The organism is Vibrio sp. 2130-1 (assembly GCF_033339515.1).
Genome location: NZ_JAWOUT010000026.1, coordinates 14,994 through 37,224 on the forward strand (window position 1 = coordinate 14,994; position 22,231 = coordinate 37,224).

Here is a 22,231-nt window from a genome sequence, read left to right on the forward strand (position 1 = left end):
TTTGCTGATACGGATAGCTCGCCATCCACACTCCGTCAGTCAATGTGAATCTCGAAACGGCCCTCTTCCACCGTAACCAAGACGGCCTGAACGGGCTTGTTTTCACTCATGCGAACAATGCATTGGTTGGCCAGCTCCGGCATCAGTTGTCGGTTGATCAATTGCTCCACCGCACGAGCACCAGTTTCCGGAGACTGGTTCATTGCAACCAACTGCTCAACGACCTCCGGCTGATAGTCAAAACGGGCGCCGTAATGCTCAGCAACCCGTTTGCGGATCCGCTTGAGTGACAAGGTCGCGATTTGCGCCATCTCCTCATCATTGAGTGGGAAGTACGGTACAATGGTCGCACGGCCCAAAAACGCAGGTTTGAAGAATTGCTGCAACTCGGGAAAGATTGCCTGGGTCAGTTGCGGAATCGAAGGACGGCCGTTTACGCAGGCATTCACCACCGCACTGTCCGCCGCATTCGACGTCATGATGATGATGGTGTTACGGAAATCTATTTCACGGCCTTCGCTGTCCGAAATAGAGCCTTTGTCGAAGATCTGGTAGAAAATGTCGTGCACGCCCGGATGGGCTTTTTCCATTTCATCCAGCAGCAATACGGAATACGAGTTTTTGCGGACAGCTTCGGTCAGCACCCCGCCTTTGCCGTAGCCAACATAGCCTGCAGGTGACCCCAGCAGCATCGAGACTTTGTGCTCTTCTTTGAATTCGGTCATATTGATGGTGGTGATATTGCGTTCCCCGCCGTACAAGAGGTCGGTCAGCGCGAGTGCGGTTTCGGTTTTTCCGACCCCGCTCGGGCCACACATCAGAAATACACCGACCGGTTTACGCGGATCCGTCAGTCCAGCGCGCGCCATGCGAATCGCTTGAGAGATTTCTGCAATCGGCGTTACCTGACCAATCACGCGCTCACCAATGTGTGACTCAAGATGCATCAGGCGTTTCACTTCCGCACTCAGCATGTTGCCCACCGGAATGCCGGTCCACAGCGCCACCACTTCCGCGATGGTCTGTTGTGTCACCTGAGGTAACACCAGCGGCTGTTCACCCTGTATGTCGCGCAGTTGCGCCATATTTTCCGCCAGTTGCGCTCGCTCAGCGGCGGTAATAAGATCCTCTCCCGCCAGAAATTGCTCATCCAGCCGGATTTGCAACGCTAAAATCGTCTCTACCAGTTGCGTTTCCTGCTGCCAGCGGCCTTCAATCTCCTGATACTGATCGGCCAGCGCTTCACGACGTTGGCGCGCCTCATCCAGGCGTGGATGTTCAATCGACCACAGCGCCGCTTCATGGCTTAGAGTGTCGATTTCGTTGTCGGCATAACGAATTTGTTCTGCGATGGATTCCATCTGACGCGGGGTGGCGCTCTGGCTCAGGCCAATACGTGAACATGCGGTATCCAGCAGACTGATGGCTTTGTCTGGCAGTTTGCGCTCCGGCAGGTAGCGTACCGACAGCGATACCGCTGCATCGATCGCTTCCTGCATCACTTTAACGTTGTGGTGTTGCTCCAGACTCTTTTTCACACCGCGCAGCATATGTACTGCGTCTTCTTCACTCGGCTCACCAACCGCCACCACCTGAAAACGGCGGGTCAGTGCAGCGTCCGATTCAAAATACTGTTTGTATTCCGCCCAGGTCGTTGCGGCCAGTGAACGGAATTCACCACGCGCAAGCGCTGGTTTGAGGATGTTGGCCGCATCGTTTTGTCCGGCGGCGCCCCCGGCCCCAATCAAGGTATGCGCTTCGTCAATGAACATGATGATCGGCGTGCGGGACTGCTTGATCTCGTTAATTACGTCTTTGAGGCGGTTTTCAAATTCCCCTTTAATGCTGGCGCCCGCCTGAAGCAGCGACAAATCCAGACTCCGCAATTCCACGTTCGCCAGCGCTGGCGGGACATTCCCCTCCACTATTTGCTGGGCCAGACCTTCAACAATCGCGGTTTTACCGACCCCCGGATCACCGACCAGAATTGGGCTGTTCTGACGGCGGCGGCACAAAATATCAATCGCTTTGCGGATTTCATCGCCGCGTCCGGAAATCGGTTCGAGGCGGCCATCGCGCGCAGCTTGTGTGAGGTTCTGCGAATATTTGTCCAGTGCCGGGGTCGCCACCTCTCCCTGAGCTGGCGCACTATCGATTGAACGCTCACCTGGCACACTGATGGCCAGCGACTGGCTGCGCAGCCATTCTGACGACAACATGGCAACCCACTGGCTAAGCAAGCCGTTATACGCACCCTGATCGAGACGCTGCTTCAGGACCATCAGCAGATGAAACTCATTTACGCTCAGTTGTTGCTGGTTGAGTGACGCAATCATCCAGGCGTCTTTCAACAACTCGACCAGTTGGGGAGATAACGATGGCGAGGCATCATTGCCACGTGGCAATCCGGACAGATGATCGCTGAGCCCTTCAAGCAGCGGCTCTTTGGCAAGCGACGCTTGTACCAGAGCCCTTTCCCAGCCTTTCGCTTGTTGCAACAGCGGCAAAAACCAGTGTTGCGGCTCAATGGCGAAATGGCCGCGACTGACACACTCACCCGCCGCAGCCTCAAGGGCGCTTTTGAGCTCTGGGGTCAGCCTTTTGACCAGGCTTTGCAGTTCAATATTGATCATGGTCTTTCCTAACTTAAGGTCAACGGCATTTCGACAAATTGCCGGCGATTGGTTTGATTGTTCATCCAGGCCGACTGGCCAATGCGCAGCGCGCTGTCACTGTGTGAAGACAGCCGTACTCGCGGCAAATACTGGCTATTTACTTTCATGTACAACGCGTATTTGGTGTTGACGCCCATGTAGCTGCGCACCAGATGGTCCAACGCCCGAATCATGGCCTTGTCGTGACGTATCGCCAGATAATGGTTGTAATCCTTGGGGCAGATTTTGATGTTCAGTTTCTGTCCGGCCATCGGCGTGGTTTTGCCCACCAGCGCCCCCATACCGAGCTGACGATTTTGCCCCGCGCCGCCAATCTGTGTCAGAGAGCATGGCGTCAGCGGCAAATACTCCAGTTCACTACGTTCAATGGCAAACTCGGCTGCAAAGTAATCTTCCAACAGCGCTTTGAGTGTCAGCGGGCACGTCAGCTTCATCCCCAACAAGCCGGTATATTGAATAAGATGACTGACCGGTATTGGCGCGTCATCTCCACTTTGTCCGGCCAGATTCGCCAACATAGCGGTGATTGACAGACGATGCTGATTCCAGCGAAATGACGCTTCCTCGATTTGCGCGGTCAGATCGTGTTTCGTCTGCACCTGGCAATAGAGGCGGAAATAGCGGTTATTAAAGGTGTCAAAAAAGTCCAGTGGCGCCTGATCTCCCAGCTCAAAGTGCGCACTGAGCGCCTCCTTAAACAGTGCGCGAGGCATAGTACTTTGACAGCCCGACAGCGCCGGCAACGAAGTTTTCAGGATGTAGCCCGATAACACATCAACATCCACCATCGTGACTTCACTGTGGTAGTACGCTGGTAGCCACTCCGCACTGAAGCGCACTTGCGGACAACATCCCGCCAACTGTGCCTGATGCTTAAATACCTGCCAGGCTTTTTCCAACGCGACATTAAACTGGCCGCTCAGCAAACGATTTACAGCAGATTCTTGCATCCGGTTCTCCTCGGAAAGGCCATAAATACCCCGTCCTGACCTTCAAGATAGATATCCACCTGCGTAAAACTGTTAAATCCGGCAAAGTAGGCGAAAAAATGATCCAGCAAGTGACTGAACAACGCGATGCCACCGTTCACATTGGCCGGTGCGAGAGTCACTATGATCTTGGTCCCGTAAGCGAAACAGGTTTTCCCCGACACCCGGAGCGGCGCAACGACCTGCTCTTGTTCGATCTTCTGGACCGAGTCAATGTACAGATGGTTTTGCGCACTCTGGTTATGGTTGTAGAGATCAAACACGTTTTTCAGTGTCTCCGTCGGGTTGTCGGTGCCGAGTATCGCGTGATAGTTAAAATGCAGGTGACACAATAACGCCCACACATTTTTGTTGGCATCGCGGCCTCTGACCGGCAACGACGGGCGACGTAGCAACTGCATACGTGCCGGAATAGTCAGTGACTCACGGCAAGTCACCCGACTGTTCACAGGCAGCGAACCGGCGCGCACGCCATCCGTAGCGGTGGCGCTGACCTGCCACACACGCGGTGAGCCTGTGGCGTGATGATGCTGCGGATCCGCGACTTTGAGGCTGCTGTCGAGCACACCACGTTCATGAATGTTCTGCACCAGTTGCCAGCGCAACCCGGTGTCAGCCCGGTCAAATTTTTCGCTGTATATCTGCGGCACATAGACGAGATCACCACTGGTCACATCCAGCACCTGATCCACAGAGAACAGTTCCAACGCTTTCCCCTGACTGGCATCGAGATGAATGGGGTATTGCTTGTGAAAAAAATCGACCGGCATCGGTTCGGATTCTTGCCGATGCAAGTTCACCAGAGGTGTCGAAAACAGTGAGAAATGCTGCGCGTTTAACGTCCGGGACAACTCAACACTCAGCTCTTCGACGAAAATCTGAACCCGGAATTCGCTGCCTGTTATGCGTGGCAAGGCGCCTCGCACATCCAGACGAAAACCATGAAAACGTTCAGGAAACATGAAAAATTCGGTCAGGAGCTTAAACCCACCAAAGCTGGTCGCCTGATACGGAAGAACCGTGTCTTCGGCGTCAAAGCCCACCGGACGCAGTGCTTTCGCACCAAGGTCCACACTGGTCTGATGGTCACAGATCCGTACCTGAGCCGTACCGTGCGAGAGCAGATCATACAAACGCAGAACGAAATGGCTATCCCCTTTGAGGTGCAGGCTCAGAGTTGTAATATCCCGTGCCGACAAGTCAAAGCCCTCGTCTGTGGCCGTGATGGTCAGTTCAATCATAGCCTTGGCGTTCTCGGCACCGAGCGGTTTGTTCTGTGCAAACGGGGCAAATGCCACTTCAGCACTGCGAATGGATACTGGCAGCAACTCCACGTTTTGGGTCGAGCGGAATATCGCGCTGTTGCCCTGCTCGTCGGCCAGTTCAAACTCTGTGCCTGCTGGAACGCGGTGCACGGCGCTGGCATCCGGTGCAATATCGAAATCCAGCACAGTGTAAGACGGCACCGGACGCAGATAATGCGGAAACAATAAACTAACCAGACTTTCGGTCAGCTCCGGGAACGAATCATCTAACCGCTGCTGCAAACGCCCGTTGAGCAATGCGACACTTTCAACCAGGCGGGCGATTTGTGGATCATCGATACTGTCTTTGCGGATCCCTATCGCACGCGCCGCGCCCGGATGGCGCGCGGAAAACTGAGTGGCCTCATCACGGATAAAGCGCAGTTCCTGTTCAAAATACGAGAGCAGAGAATCAGACAAGGTTCGATTTCCTTACATCTAATTTGTTACTGCTGAGATCCAAAAATGAATCCAGCACAATCGCTTCTTCACCCAGCTCAGAGTGCACCACCGCCGAAAGGCGGAAACACAATTGGTTCTGAGTCGATTTAATCTCACGAACTTCAATTTCAACCTGGCTGAGACGCGGTTCGTACAGGCGGAGTAGACTGGCAATTTCGGTCACAATCACATCGCTGTTGGATTTGCTCTGAGAACGTGCTAGATTGCGCATACCCAAAGTTGTAATGGTGCCTTCATCTCTATTGTGACCCGAGTGCCAGATAGGTGCCCGGCTGGAAATCAAGGTGCAGATGTTTTCGACAATAGCATCGCGCACACTGTCGATGTCGTCGTTCCAGAGCTGTGTTAATTTAGCCATAATGCTCATGCGGTCTCCAGACTAGACACCGACGTGGTCAGAACCACCTGTGCATCTATCATTTCGTACTGATATTGCGGCTGAAGCATGATGTCACAACGATAACGGGTGCGATCCTGTGGCAATTCTTCAATGCGTACCTGACAGGACTTGAGCGGATAACGCGCCATAATCGAGTCTTCACCGTAATCCACTTCACTGATGTAGTTCTGCAACCAACGTTCCAAACTGCGCTTGCAATCTTCCGCGTTGTCATAACGGCCGATCTGGTCACGAATCTGAGCCTTGATATAGTGACCAAACCGGCACGCCATCAGGTTGGTCTGCAACATACCGAGCTGACGCGTAGTATCTTCTGGCGCGCGCCACACCGACTGATTGCTGAAAAAACCTTTGTGACCACTCAGGTACAGGCTACTCAGCGGCACAAACCCCTGATTCGCCCAAAACCCGTCTTCTTCGCTGTAGAGGTCAACTTTGGCCTGCACAGACTCTGACCCCGCTACGATGGCACCATACGACGCAAATTCATCGTACGAGCGCAGAAAGCCAAACCAGCTGATACGATCAAACTCTCGGATCACGTTGCTGGTCAGCAGGTAGGCGCTGTTGCCCCACAGCGCATGCTCTTTCCCCTGAGGCTCATTAAACAGAAAACCTGCGGGGTACTGCTGATAAGGTACTCGCTGCAAATATTCCGGTAGTACCAGGTAAAGAAAGCGTGCAGATGGTTTTTCGCGCAGCAATTGCCATGAGGTAAAATCACGACTGTTGAGTATGCGTTCAGCTCTGGCACTGTCGTGCAACTGGCGGCTTTGATTGTCCCCCCAAAAGTCTTCATCCACGCCCATCACCATCGGACATAAGGCCATCTCTCCCAGCTCTGACAACAGTTGCAGCGTGTACAAATCGTCATAGCCCAGCTCATCGCCATAATCTGACGTTACCTGGTGATCGACCACCACCATGCCAAAAGGTGTGCCCCCTGCAGTATCAAACTCGTTGGCATACAGTTTTTTGTACAGATAGCTCTGCCTGAGATCGAACGAATAATTGAGATCGTTTGAAACCCGATCCCAGCTTAAATCCAGCAGTTTGACTTTGACCCGTCGCTGCGACACCGGAAGCGAGGTCAGTGACGTTAATCCCTGCCACGAGGCTTCAAGCTGCTTAAACTGCGGTGCTTGAATTACTTCTGATAACTGCTCACTGATCACGCTGTCCAGTTGGGCGATTAGCGCGATCAGACGTGCTTTGAATTGATCAGTTGAATCATTTCTGGCTCCCGTCATCAGTTCCTGCCGCGCTAGGTTCGGAAGCAACGGTGGAGTCGCGGTATTCTGAGATTGTGTTTTCATCGACGGCTCAACTTAAAACATTCGGAGGCAGATATCCTCCGAGTAGGATTAACCCGGAATATTGGCTACCATACGCAATGAGGTAGTCAGCTCTTCCATTTGTAACCATGGACGCAGGTAAGCCACTGCTGAGTAGGCTCCCGGACGACCAGCCTGCTCTTCCACCGTGACCTTGGCTTCCACCAGCGGATGACGCGCTTTGGCTTCATTACCGATGGCATTCGGGTTCACGTATTGATGAATCCAAGTGTTGAGATCTTTCTCAACATCGTTTGGATCCAGGTTCGAGCCAATACGATCACGCCCCATCACTTTGAGGTATTGAGCGATACGGCTGCTGGCCATGGTGTATGGCAGACGGGCAGAAATCGCCGCGTTCGCCGTCGCATCCGCGTCGGCGTATGTTTTCGGTTTCTGTGTGGTCTGTGCACCCATGAACACTGCATAGTTGGTGTTTTTGTAGTGTACCAACGGCAAGAAGCCTAGATCGCTGAGCTCTTTCTCACGCTCATCGGTCAGGTTGACCTGCGTCGGACACTGCTGCAGAAAATCACCCGCGTCAGAGTAGTAGGTAAAATTTGGCAGATTTTCGACTTTACCGCCGTTTTCTGTGCCGCGAATCGCGGTACACCAGCCATACTGAGTGTACGCCTGAGTTAGCAGCAGACCGAAGTCATACGCCGCATTGCTCCAGACAAAGTCGCTGTCAGATATGACAATTTTCTGGCCATTTTCACGGGTTTTCAGCTCTTCAAAGTCGAACGATTTTACTGGCACCGTCGCTGCGCCGTACGGTAGGCGAGCCATGGTTTTTGGCAGCGTCAATGCTACATAGCGCGAGTCATCACTGGAGCGGAAAGCATTCCAACTGGCGTAAGCCGGGGAGTCGAAACCCGCCGCAACAGGTTTACCGTCGGCAAACGTGTCAAACGAGTTAAAATCAAACATGCTGGCATTCGCCGCGGCAATGAATGGCGCGTGAGAAGCTGATGCCACCTCGGCCATGTAACGTAGAAGCGCCACATCTTCGTCACCGTAGCCAAACTCGTAGTCACCCAGCAGTGCACCGTATGGTTGCCCGCCCGCAGTGCCAAACTCCTCCTGATACACCATGGTGAAAAAGCGGCTACGATCGATCGCAGGCGCGTCTTCGAACTGCTCCAACAGCTCCTCTTTGGTGTAATCGACCAGCTTGATCTTCAGATCCGGACCAAGTTCGCTATTCTTTACCAGTTTCTGCAGACCTAACCAAGTACCTTCCAGTTTCTGAAAGTCGTTATTTTGCATCACTGAAGACAGCTGCTTTGAGATCTTTACATCCAGCGCGTTGATGGCTTTTTCAATCGTCAAAGTGAGGTTTTTATCCCAAGTCACTGTGCCTTCCATCACCTGCGATGTCAGAATGCTCAGCAGTTCTTTGGTGGTGTCCACCGGCGTTTGCGCCGTAGCTGAGATCGCCCGATCCAGAAAACTCAGTGACGTTTCAGCTTCCGCCAAGCTCTGCGTGTCGGTTTGTAGTTCAACAGCCATTATTCCGCTCCCTCTTTTTCCAGACCCAATTCCTGCGCAAGCCCTTGGATGGCATCCGCATTTTGCAGCACTTCCTTAAGCAAACGTTCCAGATCACGCGAGCGATCCGCTTTGCTCAACAGTACTTTCAGTTGGTTACGTGTTTCAACCAGTTGTTTCAGCGGATCAATCTGTTCAACCAGATTCTCCGGGTAGAAATCTTTCATCGAGCGGAAGCTCAAATTCACTTCAAACTGGCTGTCATCGTTGGCCAGTTTGTTATCAACGTTGTAATAAAGACGTGGGTGGATAGTCTCCATTACAGTATCAAAATTGTCTTTGTCGATACCGGTAAACTCACGCTCTTCAAGATCCACTTTTTCCGATTCTGGTTTGTGGCCGGAAAAGTCACCGATCACGCCGACCACGAACGGCAGTTCTTTAGTCTCGACTGTACCATTCGCCTCAACATCGTAAGTAATGCTTACGCGGCTTTTGCTGACGCGTTTATGTTGTGAATTCAATGCCATAACGGTGTCCTAGTTAAGAATTAGCATCGGGGAGAAGAAGCTCCATCTGAAATGGAGCTTCGGCGAATATTATTTGGATCCTGACAACAACTTGCCTTGTGGCAGGTTGTAGGTCACGATGCCACCATCTTTGATCTCACCGCCTTCCAGCTCGTAGTTGTGTTTCTGAGAAATCTCTACGTAAGAAAGAGAGATGCTCTCGTAAGGCTGCGTACCGTCACTGCCACTCACGTTGTAAGAAACCAGACGTGCATTGGTCAGTTTCACCTGGAAGTAAAGCTTTGCACCTGAACCGTCCGATTCTGGCTTGGTGAATGCTATCTCCACTGTTTTACCTTCTTTCCCTGGGTTAAACAGGAAAGACAGCAGATCTTCAGACGCGCCATCCACCTGTTTAGACAGGTTCACTTCGCTCATTGCTACCATGCCGGAATCCGCGTTGTTACCATTGCCGATGTCCATTGCTACGTTGCGAACGCCGCCCCACGAGTATGAAGAGATAGCGAACCATCCGTTACCTTCCAGACCTTCAACCGTTGCGCCACCTTTTACGTCAACGCCATCAATACGCATGTAAATACTTGCCATATTTGTTCTTCCTTATAAGTAGGATGTGCACTTACCAACGCAGGGCTGTCGAGCCCGCAGGTTCGTGACTTTCACTTTGTTGTTGTGATTGGGTATCAGCAGTGGAAGTCTGTGATACATGCTCTTCAATACTCATCGACTCAGTAACGAGAGGAGCCTTTTCGGGTACCGAAGTGTTTTCAATGTCGACGGCTGGCATCTCTACGTCCGGTAACTTGACCTGGTCGAGATGATTCAGCCCGGCGGCATTAAAAATTTTGCTTAACGTGTCACCGCCCTGCTCCGCCATCATCTCCTGCAACAATTCCGGCAGAGGCAAATACCCCCAACGTATCGCTTTCTCAAGCAGGAAAGACACCGGGCTGTGCGGCTCGCTCTGGCGAAAATAATCGGAGACTTCGCGCAGAAGATGAAATGCCAGGTCGCGGTTCATATTATTGGTGATGGCGAGCTGAGCGAGATTTCCAGTACAGAGATTCAGCGGGGCGCCGGAAGCAACATAACTTTTTGCGGCTTGGCAAGGCGGTAAGTCATCATCAGCCCCACTCGGCACTCTGTTTTCAGGCTGTTCTGAGGTCACGGCCGTCGGTGCAGACGTCGTTTTTAGCGTCGGCTTCACCCCGGTCAGTTGATGGAGTGCGTGCTCCAGACGCTGAAACAGCGCTTTGACGAACCCAAAGTTAGCCATGCTCACGCCCACATTTTGGGTGTGCTGGCTGACCACAGCAGCGAGACGCTCAACCTGTTCAATACAGCGCACGGTGTTGTCCATCCGCTGTTGTATTTCCGTTCGTTGCTGCACCGCCATGGCTGACACCTGAGCTTTAAGCTGGTTGACTTCGCCTTTGCGCTCTGCGCTTTGATAGTCATAAAACGAAACATTGCCCACCAACACTTGTTGTAATAAGGGCGCGTACACAATCGAACTTTCTTCGCTGTCGCCATTGAGCTGGAAAAAAGCTTTCACTTTGGCATCGACCTGCTCACGCTGTTGCTGATCTGGCTCAGTCGATTTGAGTTTCTCGTCAGGCAACACCGGATGAAGCTCAGACCAGTGTTGCTCTGCCAACTCGGCCAGCCATTGCAACACGTTGGCAGCGCTGTTTAGTGACGAATCTAGTAAGATTTGTGCGGCAATAAACCAGGCTATCAACTCAATATCACGTGTGGTGGTCTCAAACTGATTCAACAAACTCTCAGCCAAGGTTTGCCAGCACGCCCGACATGCTTTTTGCAGATCTTCAAGCTCATCTTCACAGGGGTTCTGGCTCAATTTACGCAAAGCCGTTTGTGCCACATTGAATTCATTTCTCAATGGACGAAACGCACTCTTATCAAGCTTGAGATAGCGTCCGCACACAGCATCAGGAGTAATTGGAACCACAAGTTGTTCAATTTTTTGTTTTAAAAACGGCATGCTTTACCTGCGTAATTTTTGTTATCAATCTGCGCGGTGAATTTGATAGACAATTCCCATTCAAAGTTTGAGCAATAAACCCCTGAAGCTGTGATTTTCAACTTCACATCTTATCGTTTTATGCGTATCAACTTTTATATTTATCTTTTACACGAATATATAAATGGTTTTAAATTTATTAACTTATATATCAACAATTAAATTTAATATAAAAATTTTATAATTTATCGATATAGAATAGCACTACAAGTACATTAGAATAATCTTAAGTTATCAGACCCGAGAGACCCGAGTACAGAAAATTAATTTTATTAAACTTGATTTTTTATTTTAAGAAAGCTCTTGACTACCACTTAAATCTAATTTTATACGGACACTCAATCTTTAAAAGGGACATTAACGCCACATTTAGGTGACTTTTAGGACATTAACGTTGTTTTTAAGTCACAAAAATAACTCTAATATTTCATGGACATATTGGTTTGAAATTATTAATAAAGGACAAGTATTATTATACAGTTAATTTAGATGATTTACTCCACTATAACTATTTACTTCACTATAACTATAGGTACATTGATTACATTAGAACCGTATTCAATTAAATAGATTATAGATAAAACTCTTTTTATGACTTGAATTCCAGACGGACAAACAATAAATTAACTATAAATGCACTTTGAATTTTTTCCCTGACTTTCTCCGGACACTTATTGATCTAATTGTTTATCAATACGTTTACTTTTATGTTGAAGTGTTTTTTATAAGGCAAAAACACATTTTTCTTACAGGAAATGAGAAATTATGACCAGCAGTGAATTGCTAGACAAAAGTCGCCCGCTGACGGCTAAACTCGCGGACAATAAAAAATACGTTGTTACCCATTTAACGGGAGAAGAAGCAGTTTCTGAAGGGTGCCGTTTTTCATTGTCTGTGGCCTCGAACGCAGTAATCAACGAAAGCAACCTCGGTAAGAGTGTGTCAATCTCACTTGAACAGTCGTTTGAAACACGGACCTTGTCTGGTTTGTGTATCTCGATTGAATTCACCGGTTTCAGCCAGGAAAAGCAGCTCTACTTCTATCAGATTGAAGCCGCCGATCCTCTGGCGTTGCTGGCCTATCGACGTGACCGAAAGATCTTCCAGAATATGACAACTAAACAGATTCTGAATACGTTACTTGGCGAAAGCAACCTTAAAAACTATTTTTCTTTTTCAGTATCAGGCGGTGGCAAAAAACATGACTATTGCGTCCAACTGGATGAAACTGATCAGCAGTTTGTCCGACGCCTACTCGCCAGCGAGGGCTGGCATTTTCATGTCCGTCATGACTCGGGTAAGCCGTCGGTGATGATCGCCGACTCTAACCAAAGATTTGAACCAATACCTGAACCCAAACTGTACTACCAGGACGGTTGCCAGGCTGCGCATCGAGCACTCAGTAACTGGAGCTATGCTACACACATTGGCAGCGCCAAAGTGTCGTTGGCGGACCACACTCAGGAACTGGCAGAAGTGTTTGAAAGCGGCGAGCGTAAAAGCGCGTTTGACAATTGCCCACCGGCGCTGGCGCAACACTGGTTTGGTCTGGGGCTAAACAACAAAAACGAAGCACGCGATGCCGCCAAACGCCAGATGGACGCACTGGATGCAGTCAAATCGGTCTCCAAAGCCAGTTCCAGTATTGCAGCGCTGGCCTGTGGCTTTACCTTCCGTCTCCATCAACACCCGCTCAGTTCGATGAATCAGGAGTACGTTGTTACCCAACTGACTCATCACGTTTCCACCGACGAAGGTGGCACATCGCCGGTGTATCGTAACCAGTTCCATTGCATTCCGGTTTCAGTCACCTATAGCCCTCAGGTTCAGGATAAGCCCAAAGTGAATAGTGTCCATACTGCCTCCGTGACCGGGCCCAGCGGTGAAGAAATCTATCGCGATAAAGCCGGACGAATCAAAGTCCAGTTCCACTGGGACAAACACGGCAAACGTGACGAAAACAGCTCATGTTGGCTGCCTGTATCACAAGGGGTGGCCAGCAAAGGGTTTGGCGCTCAGTTCACTCCACGTATCGGCGACGAAGTATTGGTGCAGTACATAGACGGCGATCCCGATCGCCCGGTGGTTGTGGGCTCGCTCTACAACACCAAAAACGAAGTGCCTTATAGCGCAGCTACTCAAAGTGGCCTGAAAACCCGCTCAACCCCGAAAGGCAGCAGTAAACAAGGCAATGAACTGCGCTTTGAGGATCAGAAAGACAACGAACATATCTTTCTCCATGCGGAAAAAGATATGTTGATAGAGGTTAACAACGATAATCAGACTACGATCAAAGGAGCGAAACGCACACGAGTCGACAAAACGGTGGCCCTGAATGCCAAAGAAGCCATTCAGGTTGAGGGAGACAAAACCATCACCGTCAAAAGTAAGGAAGACTGGACTGGAGACAGCGGCAAAGATCTCAACCTATCGGCAGCAGCCAACATGGCGTTATCGGCCAAATCGTCGGTCACCGTCGACGGCAGTACGATATCGCTGATCGGGAAAAGCAAAATTGAGTTCAAAGTCGGGGCCAGCAAAATTGAGATTAGTGCCAGTGGCATCAAGATTGACGCTCCGCAGGTAGCGATTTATGGACAAGCAAAAGCCGAAATGAAGGCGGCAATGGTCAACATCGAAGGACAAGCAAAAGCCGATGTAAAAGCCGCACTCGTGACGGTAAATGGCAGCGCTATGACGCAGGTTAAAGCCGGCGCCATGGTGCAAATACAGGGAGCGATAACAAAGGTAAACTAATGACTTTACGCAAAATTCCATATCAACACGCCAGGGACATCATTGAATTTTATTTGCCAAATACGCAGTTTATTCAATTGGCCGCCAATGAGTGCTCTCCCACAGATTTGCTTAACGCCGCGATGGAGCAGGAAATGTTTGCGGACGCAGTCACATTTCTCGCCCACGCCATGCCGGTTAGGGAAGCCGTATGGTGGGCCGCCTGCTGCGCCGCTGCGCGCAGTCACTGGAATGAACACGAAGCCAATGCAGTTCGCGCGGCGAAAGCTTGGGTGCATGCCCCGGACGAGACCAGCCGTCGTCACGCTGAACAAATGGCCGATCTGGCCGGGCTGGAGTCCGGCGCTGGCTGGGCCGCGCAATCGGCATTTTGGAGTGGCGGCAGCATGATCAAACCCGATGATCCCATAGTGCCACCTCCGCCTTACCTTTACGCGCAGGCAGTGGCCGGCAGTATCAACCTCAGCGCCGTCTTACCTGACAGTGAAAACGCCAAACAGCGCTACCGCGATTTTATCGACATAGGCCTGAACATCGCCGCTGGCGGAAACGGCGAAAACTAGGAGCTTTTATGTTACCCGCAGCCCGTGCCACCGACATGCATATGTGCCCAATGCAAACCCCGGCGCCCGTCCCCATCCCGCACGTCGGTGGCCCGTTATTACCCCTCCCCACCACTGTATTGATTGGCAACCTACCCGCGGCCACCATGGGTCAAATGTGCATGTGCGTCGGCCCACTAGACAGCGTAGTCAAAGGCAGCGCCACGGTACTGATCAACAACAAACCCGCCGCACGCATGGGCGATCTTACCACCCACGGCGGCACGATCGTTATGGGCTTGCCAACAGTATTGATTGGTGGATGAAGAGGACACAAACCAAAGGAGCCGGAAGGCTCCTTTGAGTGAGGGAAAGTTACTGATAAGCAGATCATAGGTTAATGATTTAGTTCCCTAGTTTAGGAAACAATGCCGTACTGATCGTAAGGTTCTGATTTAGTTCATACGATTTCGGCCACAAAGACTAGTTGTTTGCCAACCATTTAATTAATCTATGCGATAATTATTTTTTACTTATATCACTAATTAAGATAAAATTGAATTAGATCACTAGCATTAGGGAAACTATAATATAAATTAGTACTAAATTCTTAGCGTTGAACGATATATAATCGTTCAGATTATCAAATGAAAATTAAAACAGACAAGCACTACAAAGCTTGTTTAAAGTTTAACAGTATATAAAAAACTACTCGAATATGGAAAAACTGCTAGAAAAAATACTCTACTCCTCTCGTTGGCTCATGGCTCCTGTGTATCTTGGGCTTAGCCTAGTCCTCCTAGCTCTCAGTGTTAAATTTTTTCAAATTACTCTGACAATGATTCCCCAAATACTTGACATATCGGGGAACAATGTCATTTTAACCACTTTAACACTGATAGATATTGCATTAGTCGGGGGCCTCATTGTTATGGTGATGTTTTCAGGCTATGAAAACTTCATATCGAAGCTAGATATTGACGAAAACAGCGATAAGCTAGGGTGGTTAGGAACATTAGATACAGGTTCTTTGAAAAACAAAGTAGCCGCATCGATTGTTGCAATTTCTTCGATCCATCTACTAAAAGTGTTTATGAACGCTGAAAGTATCCCTAACGATAAGATCCAATGGTACTTATTGATTCATATTACATTTGTGCTTTCGGCATTCGCAATGGGCTATTTAGATAAGCTAACAAAGGGAAAATAAACAACTAAAGTGATATTGGTTACTTGGGTTGTCAAAGGTTGTTCTCCAGCATAATACGATTGAACTAGTTTAGTAACTTGTCATCTTATCGGCTATGACTAGGCTAAGTGGCTTAGTTGAATGGCTAAAACTTGTTACAATGTCACTGATTGGAAACCACATGACAAAGGTTAGTTCAATCATCTTTGGGGTTGATAAAGATACGCCCGGCGCAGTACGCCCGTCTTACGGCCAATAGTCGAAGGCAAATATATGAACTGATAGTAGATTAGATATGTTGTCCGAATTGTAGTATTTGGTACTACTAATGTAGAGCGCATCTTTATAAAACAAAACTTCGACGGCACTACAAACACTCTCCGCATCGCCGGAGGTTTTTCATATGCTCCTATAACGCCTTCCTGCCAGCAACGCCTTAGCTGGCGGATCACTGCCTGATATTTTGTATGGGACTTACAGCCTTATCTCTTATTTTATGTGATTTGTTATATTAGCCATATTCTTATCGACGGTATCTACATAGGCCCCCTCGGCACAAAAACTCTCGACTCCGATATTCAGATTTCAAACTCCCAAATCACAGTTACTTTATCTTCTCAATACCCCATAAAGCCTGAAACGCTCATTTGGGACGGAGTTTCCAAAACATGCGGATATTAACTGGCGTTAACAGGGGTACATTTACAGTTCCAGCGCATGAGTGCTCAGCTCTTTTATCCCCTATTACGAACCCTTTCAACTTTTTGGCTCTTGCATTTACAAGACTAAAAGGCGTTTTAACAAATTGAAAATATTTTTCAAACTGACCGCTTTCCGCCCTCCACTTTAGCTGGGGGCGCTATACAACTGACAGAGCAGTAGTTGTGAGCACGGTATAGACAATAGTTACTTTACATTATATGGTTGTGTCGATAACCGATTCGATACGTTCCCAAAGGCTGTAATGAAAAATTCAACTTACAAAAACATAAATATTATACTGCTTGATGACCACGAACTCGTACTGCAGAGCATTAACTCATTCTTGTCAAAGGAAGACCAATTTAACATATTATCCGTACATACTAAAAGTAGCGATTTGCTGCTGACTCTACAGCATAAACGTCCATTACCTGATGTTTTGGTGACAGACTACGAGTTAATGCCAAATGAAAACGATGGTGTAAACCTAATTAGAACGATAAAAAGAAAATACCCAAGTATTAGTATCATCGTTATGTCATCACATTTTAATATCGGGACGGTAGGTATAACACTTCAGGCAGGTGCTAAAGGCTTCGTGGGTAAACAACAAAGCTTAGGGGACCTAATCAAAGCAATTAAAACTGTAAGTAAAGGCAAAATTTACCTAGAATCAGATATAGCAGATCAACTAGCACTACAAAAAGGTATTGCAAGCAAAACCTCCATTTCTTCATCTTCCTACAATGAAGATAGCATACAAGATATTGTCTCTAAAATTAAGCTAACGACAAGAGAAAGAGAGGTAATACGATGCCTAATTTCTGGAATGAGTGTTTCTGAAATAGCTAGCAAATTTTCTAGAAGTATAAAAACCATAAGCACTCAGAAAGTAAATGCTATGAAAAAACTAGGCGTGAACTGTGATAGTGAACTTCACAAGCTTTTTTTAAAAAATGAAGGCAGTCTTTAAGATTAAAACCAGAAAATTAGAAACTTACTCATAATTTAGTTCATTCTGAAGTTTCAGTTCAATACGACCTTGTCAACAACCCCATAATAGGGAACTGTTGCTTCCCAAAGTCCATAGTAACTAACTTAGTCTCTCCTTGATAGAAGGGGCCATCTTGATAAACTTTTGTAGGGCTAACATAAGTCCCATCTCCTAAATAGGCCTTTACATGCTCTGGTTTTAGAAATACACCACTCCCTGATTCGTTTCTGACTAAAGCGTGTACTCGCCTCATGCCGCTTAAACTGCTGTAGACATCAAAAGAATCGACTGTAAAGTAACTATGCTTAGGTTTGTCTATGCTGTACTTAGGAGCAGGAGTAGCTCCCCCTTCTCCAGAACTTTCGTATCTAAATGAACCTACTATATCTTCAGCTCGATTTGTTAGATTAACTTCATAGGCGGCTTTGTTTTGGGCTTGCGAATCAAGAGGTACAAAAAATAATGTAGACGGTAAAGTTATCATTATTGCTAGTGTGTTTTTTATGTTTTTCCTTATCACCTAAGGCCTCCTACTCTCTAACTGATCATTGTTTTCGGTCAATCGCATCAGCTTAGTAAGCTATCAGCCAAAAATTAATAGGAAAATTCTTAATTACTATTTATGTGCCTTTTTAGTTCAGCGCAAATTGCCTGACCAGATTCAGAAGAGAAAAAGGAACCATTTCTTAGTTTATTCTCCAGTTGTGAAGTAAGTTTAGTTAGCTCCCCCATTTCAAGCATAAGTGCAACACCATGTATTCTGTGCGCATAGTAGAGTTGATGTTTAACATCTCCATTTTTGAACGCTATCTCTAATGATTTCAAATCAGCTCTTAGATGAATACGTTCATTGTCGGAGAGATTATATACTTCCAAATTTTTAGTAGTGCTTTGTTCTATATTATCAAAGCTCCACTTGTTCAATATTGTAATTAGACTTTCTGTTTGAATAGGTTTACAAAGTAAATCATCCATTCCTGATTCATAGCACCTTGCAATATGCTCTTTTTCACTCATTGCTGAGATGGCGATAATAGGTGTACGAACGAGATCATAGCGCTCTTCGTGTTTACGAATAAAGCGAGAGACGTCATATCCCGAACAACCAGGTAAATGGCAATCAAGTAATATCACACTGTAGTAGTTTTCATCTTCAATAAGCTTAATAGCGTCCTCACCGCAGTCTGCAGTCTCAACATGGCACCCCAAGCTCTGTAGCTGTTCACGCATCAATCTTTGATTAATTGGGTGATCTTCTACAATGAGAACCGATGTTTCTTCATTGAAGGTTACTTGTTTTGGATAAGCCTTAGATGGAAAGTCATTTGAAAAGCTTTTAACTTCTAGAGGTAATGACAAAGATACACAAGTTCCTTCCCCTATCTCGCTCCTTATAGACAACTCTCCTCCCATCAACTGAGCAAACTGACTGGATATGTACAATCCTAAGCCGCTACCCCCTTGCCGATTATTACCTAATCGACCGACTTGTTGCCATGCTTTGAATAGCCTTGCTTGAGCCTCCTTATCGATTCCAATGCCTTCATCTATAACATGTACCATAAGTTTAGAGTTCAAATGAGGCTGTAATTGAACCTCTGCAATAATCTTAACTTCACCTGACTCTGAAAATTTAATAGCGTTTGATACCAAATTGTGTAGAATTTGCCTTGTGCGTTGCGAATCTATAACTGTACAGAACCCATCCGATATTCCACTATCTTCAATTGAAAGAGCTAACCCTTTATTAACAGCAGAAGCCCTATGAGTTTCATAGATGGAGTGCAACAAAGGTTTAAACTCCACAAGCTCCTTATGGATAATCATTTGTTTTGAATCTAAACGAGAATAATCTAATATATCATTTAACAAATCCATTAAATTATGTGCTGAATTACATGCTAAATTTAAATAGTCTGTCTCTTCCTTTTGACTTTTAGATTTTTTCAATAACTCTAATGAAGCCATAAGTGCATTTAGAGGCGTTCGTATTTCATGACTCATGACAGCTAAAAAACGGGCCTTATCACGCTCACTAGCTCGAGCACGCCTTCTACTTATCCACACTTGATAAAATGCAACAAGTAATATTAATGTAAAAATACCAAAAACAATAAATTCATCTTTGTAATAATAAAGAATGGAAGAAACTGGAGGAACACCAAGTTTAAGCGAGTACCCCCAACGTTCAAAAATACCTTGTGTTTGCTCAGCAGTTAGAGACTGTAGAGACTTATTGATGATCGAGAGCAATTTAGGTTTTGAACTAATAACTGCCATACTAATTCCAGAAGATGAACTTTCTAGGGCGCCTGTTATAGAAAGTTCAGACGGAAAGTATCTCTGTAACAGAGGGCGCATAGTAAGCTCTGTTCCAATAGCAGCATACACTTCTCTTTTATTGACAGCTTCTATTGCTTTCAAAGCATTTTCATATCTAACTAATGTTATTTTCGGATGACGTTCAGATATCAATCTCTCATAAAAGCTGTTTTCTAGAATCCCAACTTTATGGCCGTACAGTTGCTGAATAGAATAAATTGTGGGTGTATTGCGTTGTGAAACTATCGCTGAAGTAACATTTATGTATGGAACTGTTAACAACCATCTATCGTCAGTTTCAGTTAATCTGTGAGAAGCAGCTGAGATTAAATCAACCTGTTGAGAATCAGTATTATCTGAAGAAATTGCAATAAATGTGATACCAGTAAGTTCAGATATCACATCAAGGTAGTCTCTCGACAAACCAACATGTTCATTATTCTGAGTAAAGTCTACAGGCCAGCTACTTGGAAAAGCGTACGTGACTATTGGGTTCAACTCGATCCATCGCTTTTCCTCAGAATTCAACTCAAACAATGGTCTTTTCTCTTTATTCAAGTCTGGAGTCGCGAAAGAGATACCGGCTTGAAAAAATAAGAACATCAGTAAGAGAAACTTAGAGATCGTCGTATACATGTTTTATCAGTCTCATAAAAAGTAGTACTGCAAGAGAAGTAGGTAGAGCTTAATATAAAGATCAACAAGCTACAACAATCAACTTTAACTAAACTTTCATCTAAGAGGATAGAATTACACCTAAAAAGATTTATTTAAGCATTTATTACGTCTTTTCCTCTAGATAAACTTTCCACTCACCAAAGACGTCGGAACTGGACCTTTTCGAGTCTTCAGATGCATATTGAATTAATAAAACCCTTCTATCTTTAGAGAGCTCTATTATAAAAACAGGAAGTAAATTTAAACCCATAATATATTAAATGATTTTTAAACAGTCCAAAGTTAACAATTTAAATTATAGAGACATCTAATAAAAATCAACTTATAGAGTTAATTACGTATGTTTATTCTATTATATCGATGTTCAGATAGGTGACCACCGTCAACCTTGAATGACAAACCGTTAGTAATCCGGATTACCCGATGCTTTCTTTTTATAAGTTCACTTAGGTATCGTGCCTTTTTTATTTTAACATTAACCTCTGCCCAATACGGCTCCAATAGTATGTTTATCTTGTAACTGTCATCGTTCATTAATCATACCTAGAAATTAATATAAAGTTCATCTTACTTTTAGTAAAAAACCACAATTAGTACAAACATAAACCTCTTTGACACCGAATAACTTTTGAAAAAAAGTTCTTTTCCGCTTTTGATAATAAAAATTATGCTGACACATTAAAACACCTTTATTTATTCTTTAAAATACCCAACAATTATTCTTGTCACTGGCAAAAATCCATTTAAAGATTTTAGAAAATTTGGCCACATACTATACCAATAAAACAAGAATAATTTAAAAGTTCAATTTGCATATCATTTCATTAAATATATTGAAATTCCTAATTTTTTTAATCAGAAAATTCTTAATTTCTTTGTGTGATTGTAAGATGGATAACAATACGCTCTTGATTGAACCACTCAGATTATGCCCTCCCCCCATCCATACAAAGTATTAATTGTTTATTTTCAAAACCAGAAAGCTTACGGGCTGGCTTTAACGTGTTCGAAATGCCCCCTTCTAACATGGCTTTACTAAACTAATGGTATAATTAATGCGAATAGAACTAACGAACATGCCTATTAGAATTTTCGGCATCGATATGGCTTTGATGTGATGGACGCACCTCCCTTCTAGCACCGTTGTACCAAACTAATGGTGCAACCAGTAAGAGCAGGAGTAATCATCATGTCTATTAAAGTTGTCGGTATCGATATAGCCAAAAACCTCTTTCAAGTATGCGTGTTGAGTTCTGATGGACAAATCTTGTCAAACCGAAAGGTAAAGCGTGACAAGCTTCTTGATACAGTCCGTCAATTACCAGAGAAAACGTCTATTGCGATGGAATCATGCGCAACTTCGCATCATTGGGGCAGAATATTTCAAGAGCTGGGACATAGCGTAGCTCTTATCCCAGCTCAGCACGTAAAGCCATTTGTTGGGCGACAAAAGAACGATGCTAATGATGCGAGAGCAATTTGCGAAGCATTTTCTAGGCCTGATATTCATTTTGTTCCTGTTAAGTCTGTTGAACAACAAGACCTCAAAGCAATACGCAGTGTCCGTAAACGCTTAGTGGAGAACAGAACTGCCTTGTCGAACCAGATCAGAGGACTCGCCGCTGAATACGGAGTGGTTTTCCCTTTGTCTATTAAAGCTTTGCGAAGTCATTTACCGATAGCTCTTGAAGATGCAGAGAATGATCTTTCCCCAGTAATGAGGAACTTACTGCAAACTTTATACTGTGACTTTGTCAGCCTTAGCGAAGAAATAGATGAAATGACCCAAAGTGTCACCATGTTGAGTCAGCAAAATCC

17 protein-coding genes are annotated in these 22,231 nt (G+C 46.3%); 6 read left to right on the forward strand and 11 right to left on the reverse strand.

The window, feature by feature from the left end:
- Nucleotides 1-35 precede the first annotated feature (35 nt).
- From tssH to R7Q09_RS22960, 9 genes are all read right to left on the reverse strand, one after another.
- Entirely contained in the window at nt 36-2,633 is a 2,598-nt protein-coding gene (gene tssH / locus R7Q09_RS22920; RefSeq protein ID WP_318070846.1) for a type VI secretion system ATPase TssH, read from the reverse strand.
- Between the two features lie 8 nt (nt 2,634-2,641).
- Nucleotides 2,642-3,625 carry a type VI secretion system baseplate subunit TssG gene (locus tag R7Q09_RS22925; RefSeq protein ID WP_276454934.1) on the reverse strand — a complete coding sequence of 328 codons (984 nt, stop codon included), beginning with the start codon at nt 3,623-3,625 and terminating at the stop codon, nt 2,642-2,644.
- Nucleotides 3,607-5,388 (reverse strand): type VI secretion system baseplate subunit TssF, encoded by a 1,782-nt coding sequence (gene tssF / locus R7Q09_RS22930; protein ID WP_318070845.1) that lies wholly within the window; start codon nt 5,386-5,388, stop codon nt 3,607-3,609. The genes R7Q09_RS22925 and tssF overlap by 19 nt, the downstream gene beginning before the upstream one ends.
- Complete coding sequence (locus tag R7Q09_RS22935) at nt 5,381-5,797, reverse strand: GPW/gp25 family protein (RefSeq protein ID WP_276454930.1); 417 nt, start codon at nt 5,795-5,797, stop codon at nt 5,381-5,383. Before R7Q09_RS22935 ends, tssF begins: the two co-directional genes overlap by 8 nt.
- Nucleotides 5,794-7,146, reverse strand: a complete 1,353-nt coding sequence (locus R7Q09_RS22940; protein ID WP_276454928.1) for a type VI secretion system contractile sheath domain-containing protein — start codon at nt 7,144-7,146, stop codon at nt 5,794-5,796. Before R7Q09_RS22940 ends, R7Q09_RS22935 begins: the two co-directional genes overlap by 4 nt.
- Nucleotides 7,147-7,194: 48 nt before the next feature.
- Nucleotides 7,195-8,676: a type VI secretion system contractile sheath large subunit gene (gene tssC, locus R7Q09_RS22945; RefSeq protein WP_318070844.1), complete on the reverse strand. Its 1,482-nt coding sequence runs from the start codon at nt 8,674-8,676 to the stop codon at nt 7,195-7,197.
- Nucleotides 8,676-9,185, reverse strand: a complete 510-nt coding sequence (gene tssB / locus R7Q09_RS22950; RefSeq protein WP_318070843.1) for a type VI secretion system contractile sheath small subunit — start codon at nt 9,183-9,185, stop codon at nt 8,676-8,678. The genes tssC and tssB overlap by 1 nt, the downstream gene beginning before the upstream one ends.
- 69 nt (nt 9,186-9,254) lie before the next feature.
- The gene (locus R7Q09_RS22955; RefSeq protein WP_276454922.1) at nt 9,255-9,773 is read right to left on the reverse strand and encodes an Hcp family type VI secretion system effector; all 519 of its coding nucleotides are present in this window, start codon (nt 9,771-9,773) and stop codon (nt 9,255-9,257) included.
- A gap of 31 nt (nt 9,774-9,804) precedes the next feature.
- Complete coding sequence (locus tag R7Q09_RS22960) at nt 9,805-11,190, reverse strand: ImpA family type VI secretion system protein (RefSeq protein ID WP_318070842.1); 1,386 nt, start codon at nt 11,188-11,190, stop codon at nt 9,805-9,807.
- An 804-nt stretch (nt 11,191-11,994) separates the two neighbouring features.
- On the opposite strand from R7Q09_RS22960, the gene R7Q09_RS22965 reads away from it, so the two are divergent.
- From R7Q09_RS22965 to R7Q09_RS22985, 5 genes are all read left to right on the forward strand, one after another.
- Nucleotides 11,995-13,986, forward strand: coding sequence for a type VI secretion system Vgr family protein (locus R7Q09_RS22965; protein ID WP_318070841.1), 1,992 nt, complete (start codon nt 11,995-11,997; stop codon nt 13,984-13,986).
- A complete protein-coding gene (locus R7Q09_RS22970; RefSeq protein ID WP_276454916.1) occupies nt 13,986-14,549 on the forward strand; it encodes a DUF6931 family protein in 564 nt (187 codons plus the stop codon). The genes R7Q09_RS22965 and R7Q09_RS22970 overlap by 1 nt, the downstream gene beginning before the upstream one ends.
- Before the next feature lie 8 nt (nt 14,550-14,557).
- On the forward strand, nt 14,558-14,854 hold the full coding sequence (locus tag R7Q09_RS22975) for a PAAR domain-containing protein (RefSeq protein WP_276454914.1): 297 nt from the start codon (nt 14,558-14,560) through the stop codon (nt 14,852-14,854).
- A gap of 392 nt (nt 14,855-15,246) precedes the next feature.
- Entirely contained in the window at nt 15,247-15,738 is a 492-nt protein-coding gene (locus tag R7Q09_RS22980; RefSeq protein ID WP_318070840.1) for a TIGR00645 family protein, read from the forward strand.
- Nucleotides 15,739-16,681: 943 nt separating this feature from the next.
- Nucleotides 16,682-17,392, forward strand: a complete 711-nt coding sequence (locus tag R7Q09_RS22985) for a response regulator transcription factor (protein WP_042763524.1) — start codon at nt 16,682-16,684, stop codon at nt 17,390-17,392.
- Between the two features lie 58 nt (nt 17,393-17,450).
- On the opposite strand, the gene R7Q09_RS22990 is transcribed toward R7Q09_RS22985, so the two are convergent.
- Both R7Q09_RS22990 and R7Q09_RS22995 read right to left on the reverse strand, forming a co-directional pair.
- Entirely contained in the window at nt 17,451-17,933 is a 483-nt protein-coding gene (locus tag R7Q09_RS22990) for a hypothetical protein (RefSeq protein WP_052175283.1), read from the reverse strand.
- Between the two features lie 89 nt (nt 17,934-18,022).
- A complete protein-coding gene (locus R7Q09_RS22995; protein WP_276454911.1) occupies nt 18,023-20,371 on the reverse strand; it encodes an ATP-binding protein in 2,349 nt (782 codons plus the stop codon).
- A gap of 1,231 nt (nt 20,372-21,602) precedes the next feature.
- On the opposite strand from R7Q09_RS22995, the gene R7Q09_RS23000 reads away from it, so the two are divergent.
- The coding region (locus R7Q09_RS23000) for an IS110 family transposase (protein ID WP_318143699.1) at nt 21,603-22,231 on the forward strand (629 nt) is incomplete at its 3' end.

Excerpts from the sequence above, each read along its gene's own strand:
- R7Q09_RS22960 (WP_318070842.1), bottom strand. The coding sequence starts at position 11,190 with ATGCCGTTTTTAAAACAAAAAATTGAACAACTTGTGGTTCCAATTACT.
- R7Q09_RS22925 (WP_276454934.1), bottom strand. The coding sequence starts at position 3,625 with ATGCAAGAATCTGCTGTAAATCGTTTGCTGAGCGGCCAGTTTAATGTC.
- tssB (WP_318070843.1), bottom strand. The coding sequence starts at position 9,185 with ATGGCATTGAATTCACAACATAAACGCGTCAGCAAAAGCCGCGTAAGC.
- R7Q09_RS22970 (WP_276454916.1), top strand. The coding sequence starts at position 13,986 with ATGACTTTACGCAAAATTCCATATCAACACGCCAGGGACATCATTGAA.
- R7Q09_RS22985 (WP_042763524.1), top strand. The coding sequence starts at position 16,682 with ATGAAAAATTCAACTTACAAAAACATAAATATTATACTGCTTGATGAC.
- R7Q09_RS22965 (WP_318070841.1), top strand. The coding sequence starts at position 11,995 with ATGACCAGCAGTGAATTGCTAGACAAAAGTCGCCCGCTGACGGCTAAA.
- R7Q09_RS22980 (WP_318070840.1), top strand. The coding sequence starts at position 15,247 with ATGGAAAAACTGCTAGAAAAAATACTCTACTCCTCTCGTTGGCTCATG.
- tssC (WP_318070844.1), bottom strand. The coding sequence starts at position 8,676 with ATGGCTGTTGAACTACAAACCGACACGCAGAGCTTGGCGGAAGCTGAA.
- R7Q09_RS22935 (WP_276454930.1), bottom strand. The coding sequence starts at position 5,797 with ATGAGCATTATGGCTAAATTAACACAGCTCTGGAACGACGACATCGAC.
- tssH (WP_318070846.1), bottom strand. The coding sequence starts at position 2,633 with ATGATCAATATTGAACTGCAAAGCCTGGTCAAAAGGCTGACCCCAGAG.
- R7Q09_RS22940 (WP_276454928.1), bottom strand. The coding sequence starts at position 7,146 with ATGAAAACACAATCTCAGAATACCGCGACTCCACCGTTGCTTCCGAAC.
- R7Q09_RS22955 (WP_276454922.1), bottom strand. The coding sequence starts at position 9,773 with ATGGCAAGTATTTACATGCGTATTGATGGCGTTGACGTAAAAGGTGGC.
- R7Q09_RS22995 (WP_276454911.1), bottom strand. The coding sequence starts at position 20,371 with ATGTATACGACGATCTCTAAGTTTCTCTTACTGATGTTCTTATTTTTT.
- R7Q09_RS22975 (WP_276454914.1), top strand. The coding sequence starts at position 14,558 with ATGTTACCCGCAGCCCGTGCCACCGACATGCATATGTGCCCAATGCAA.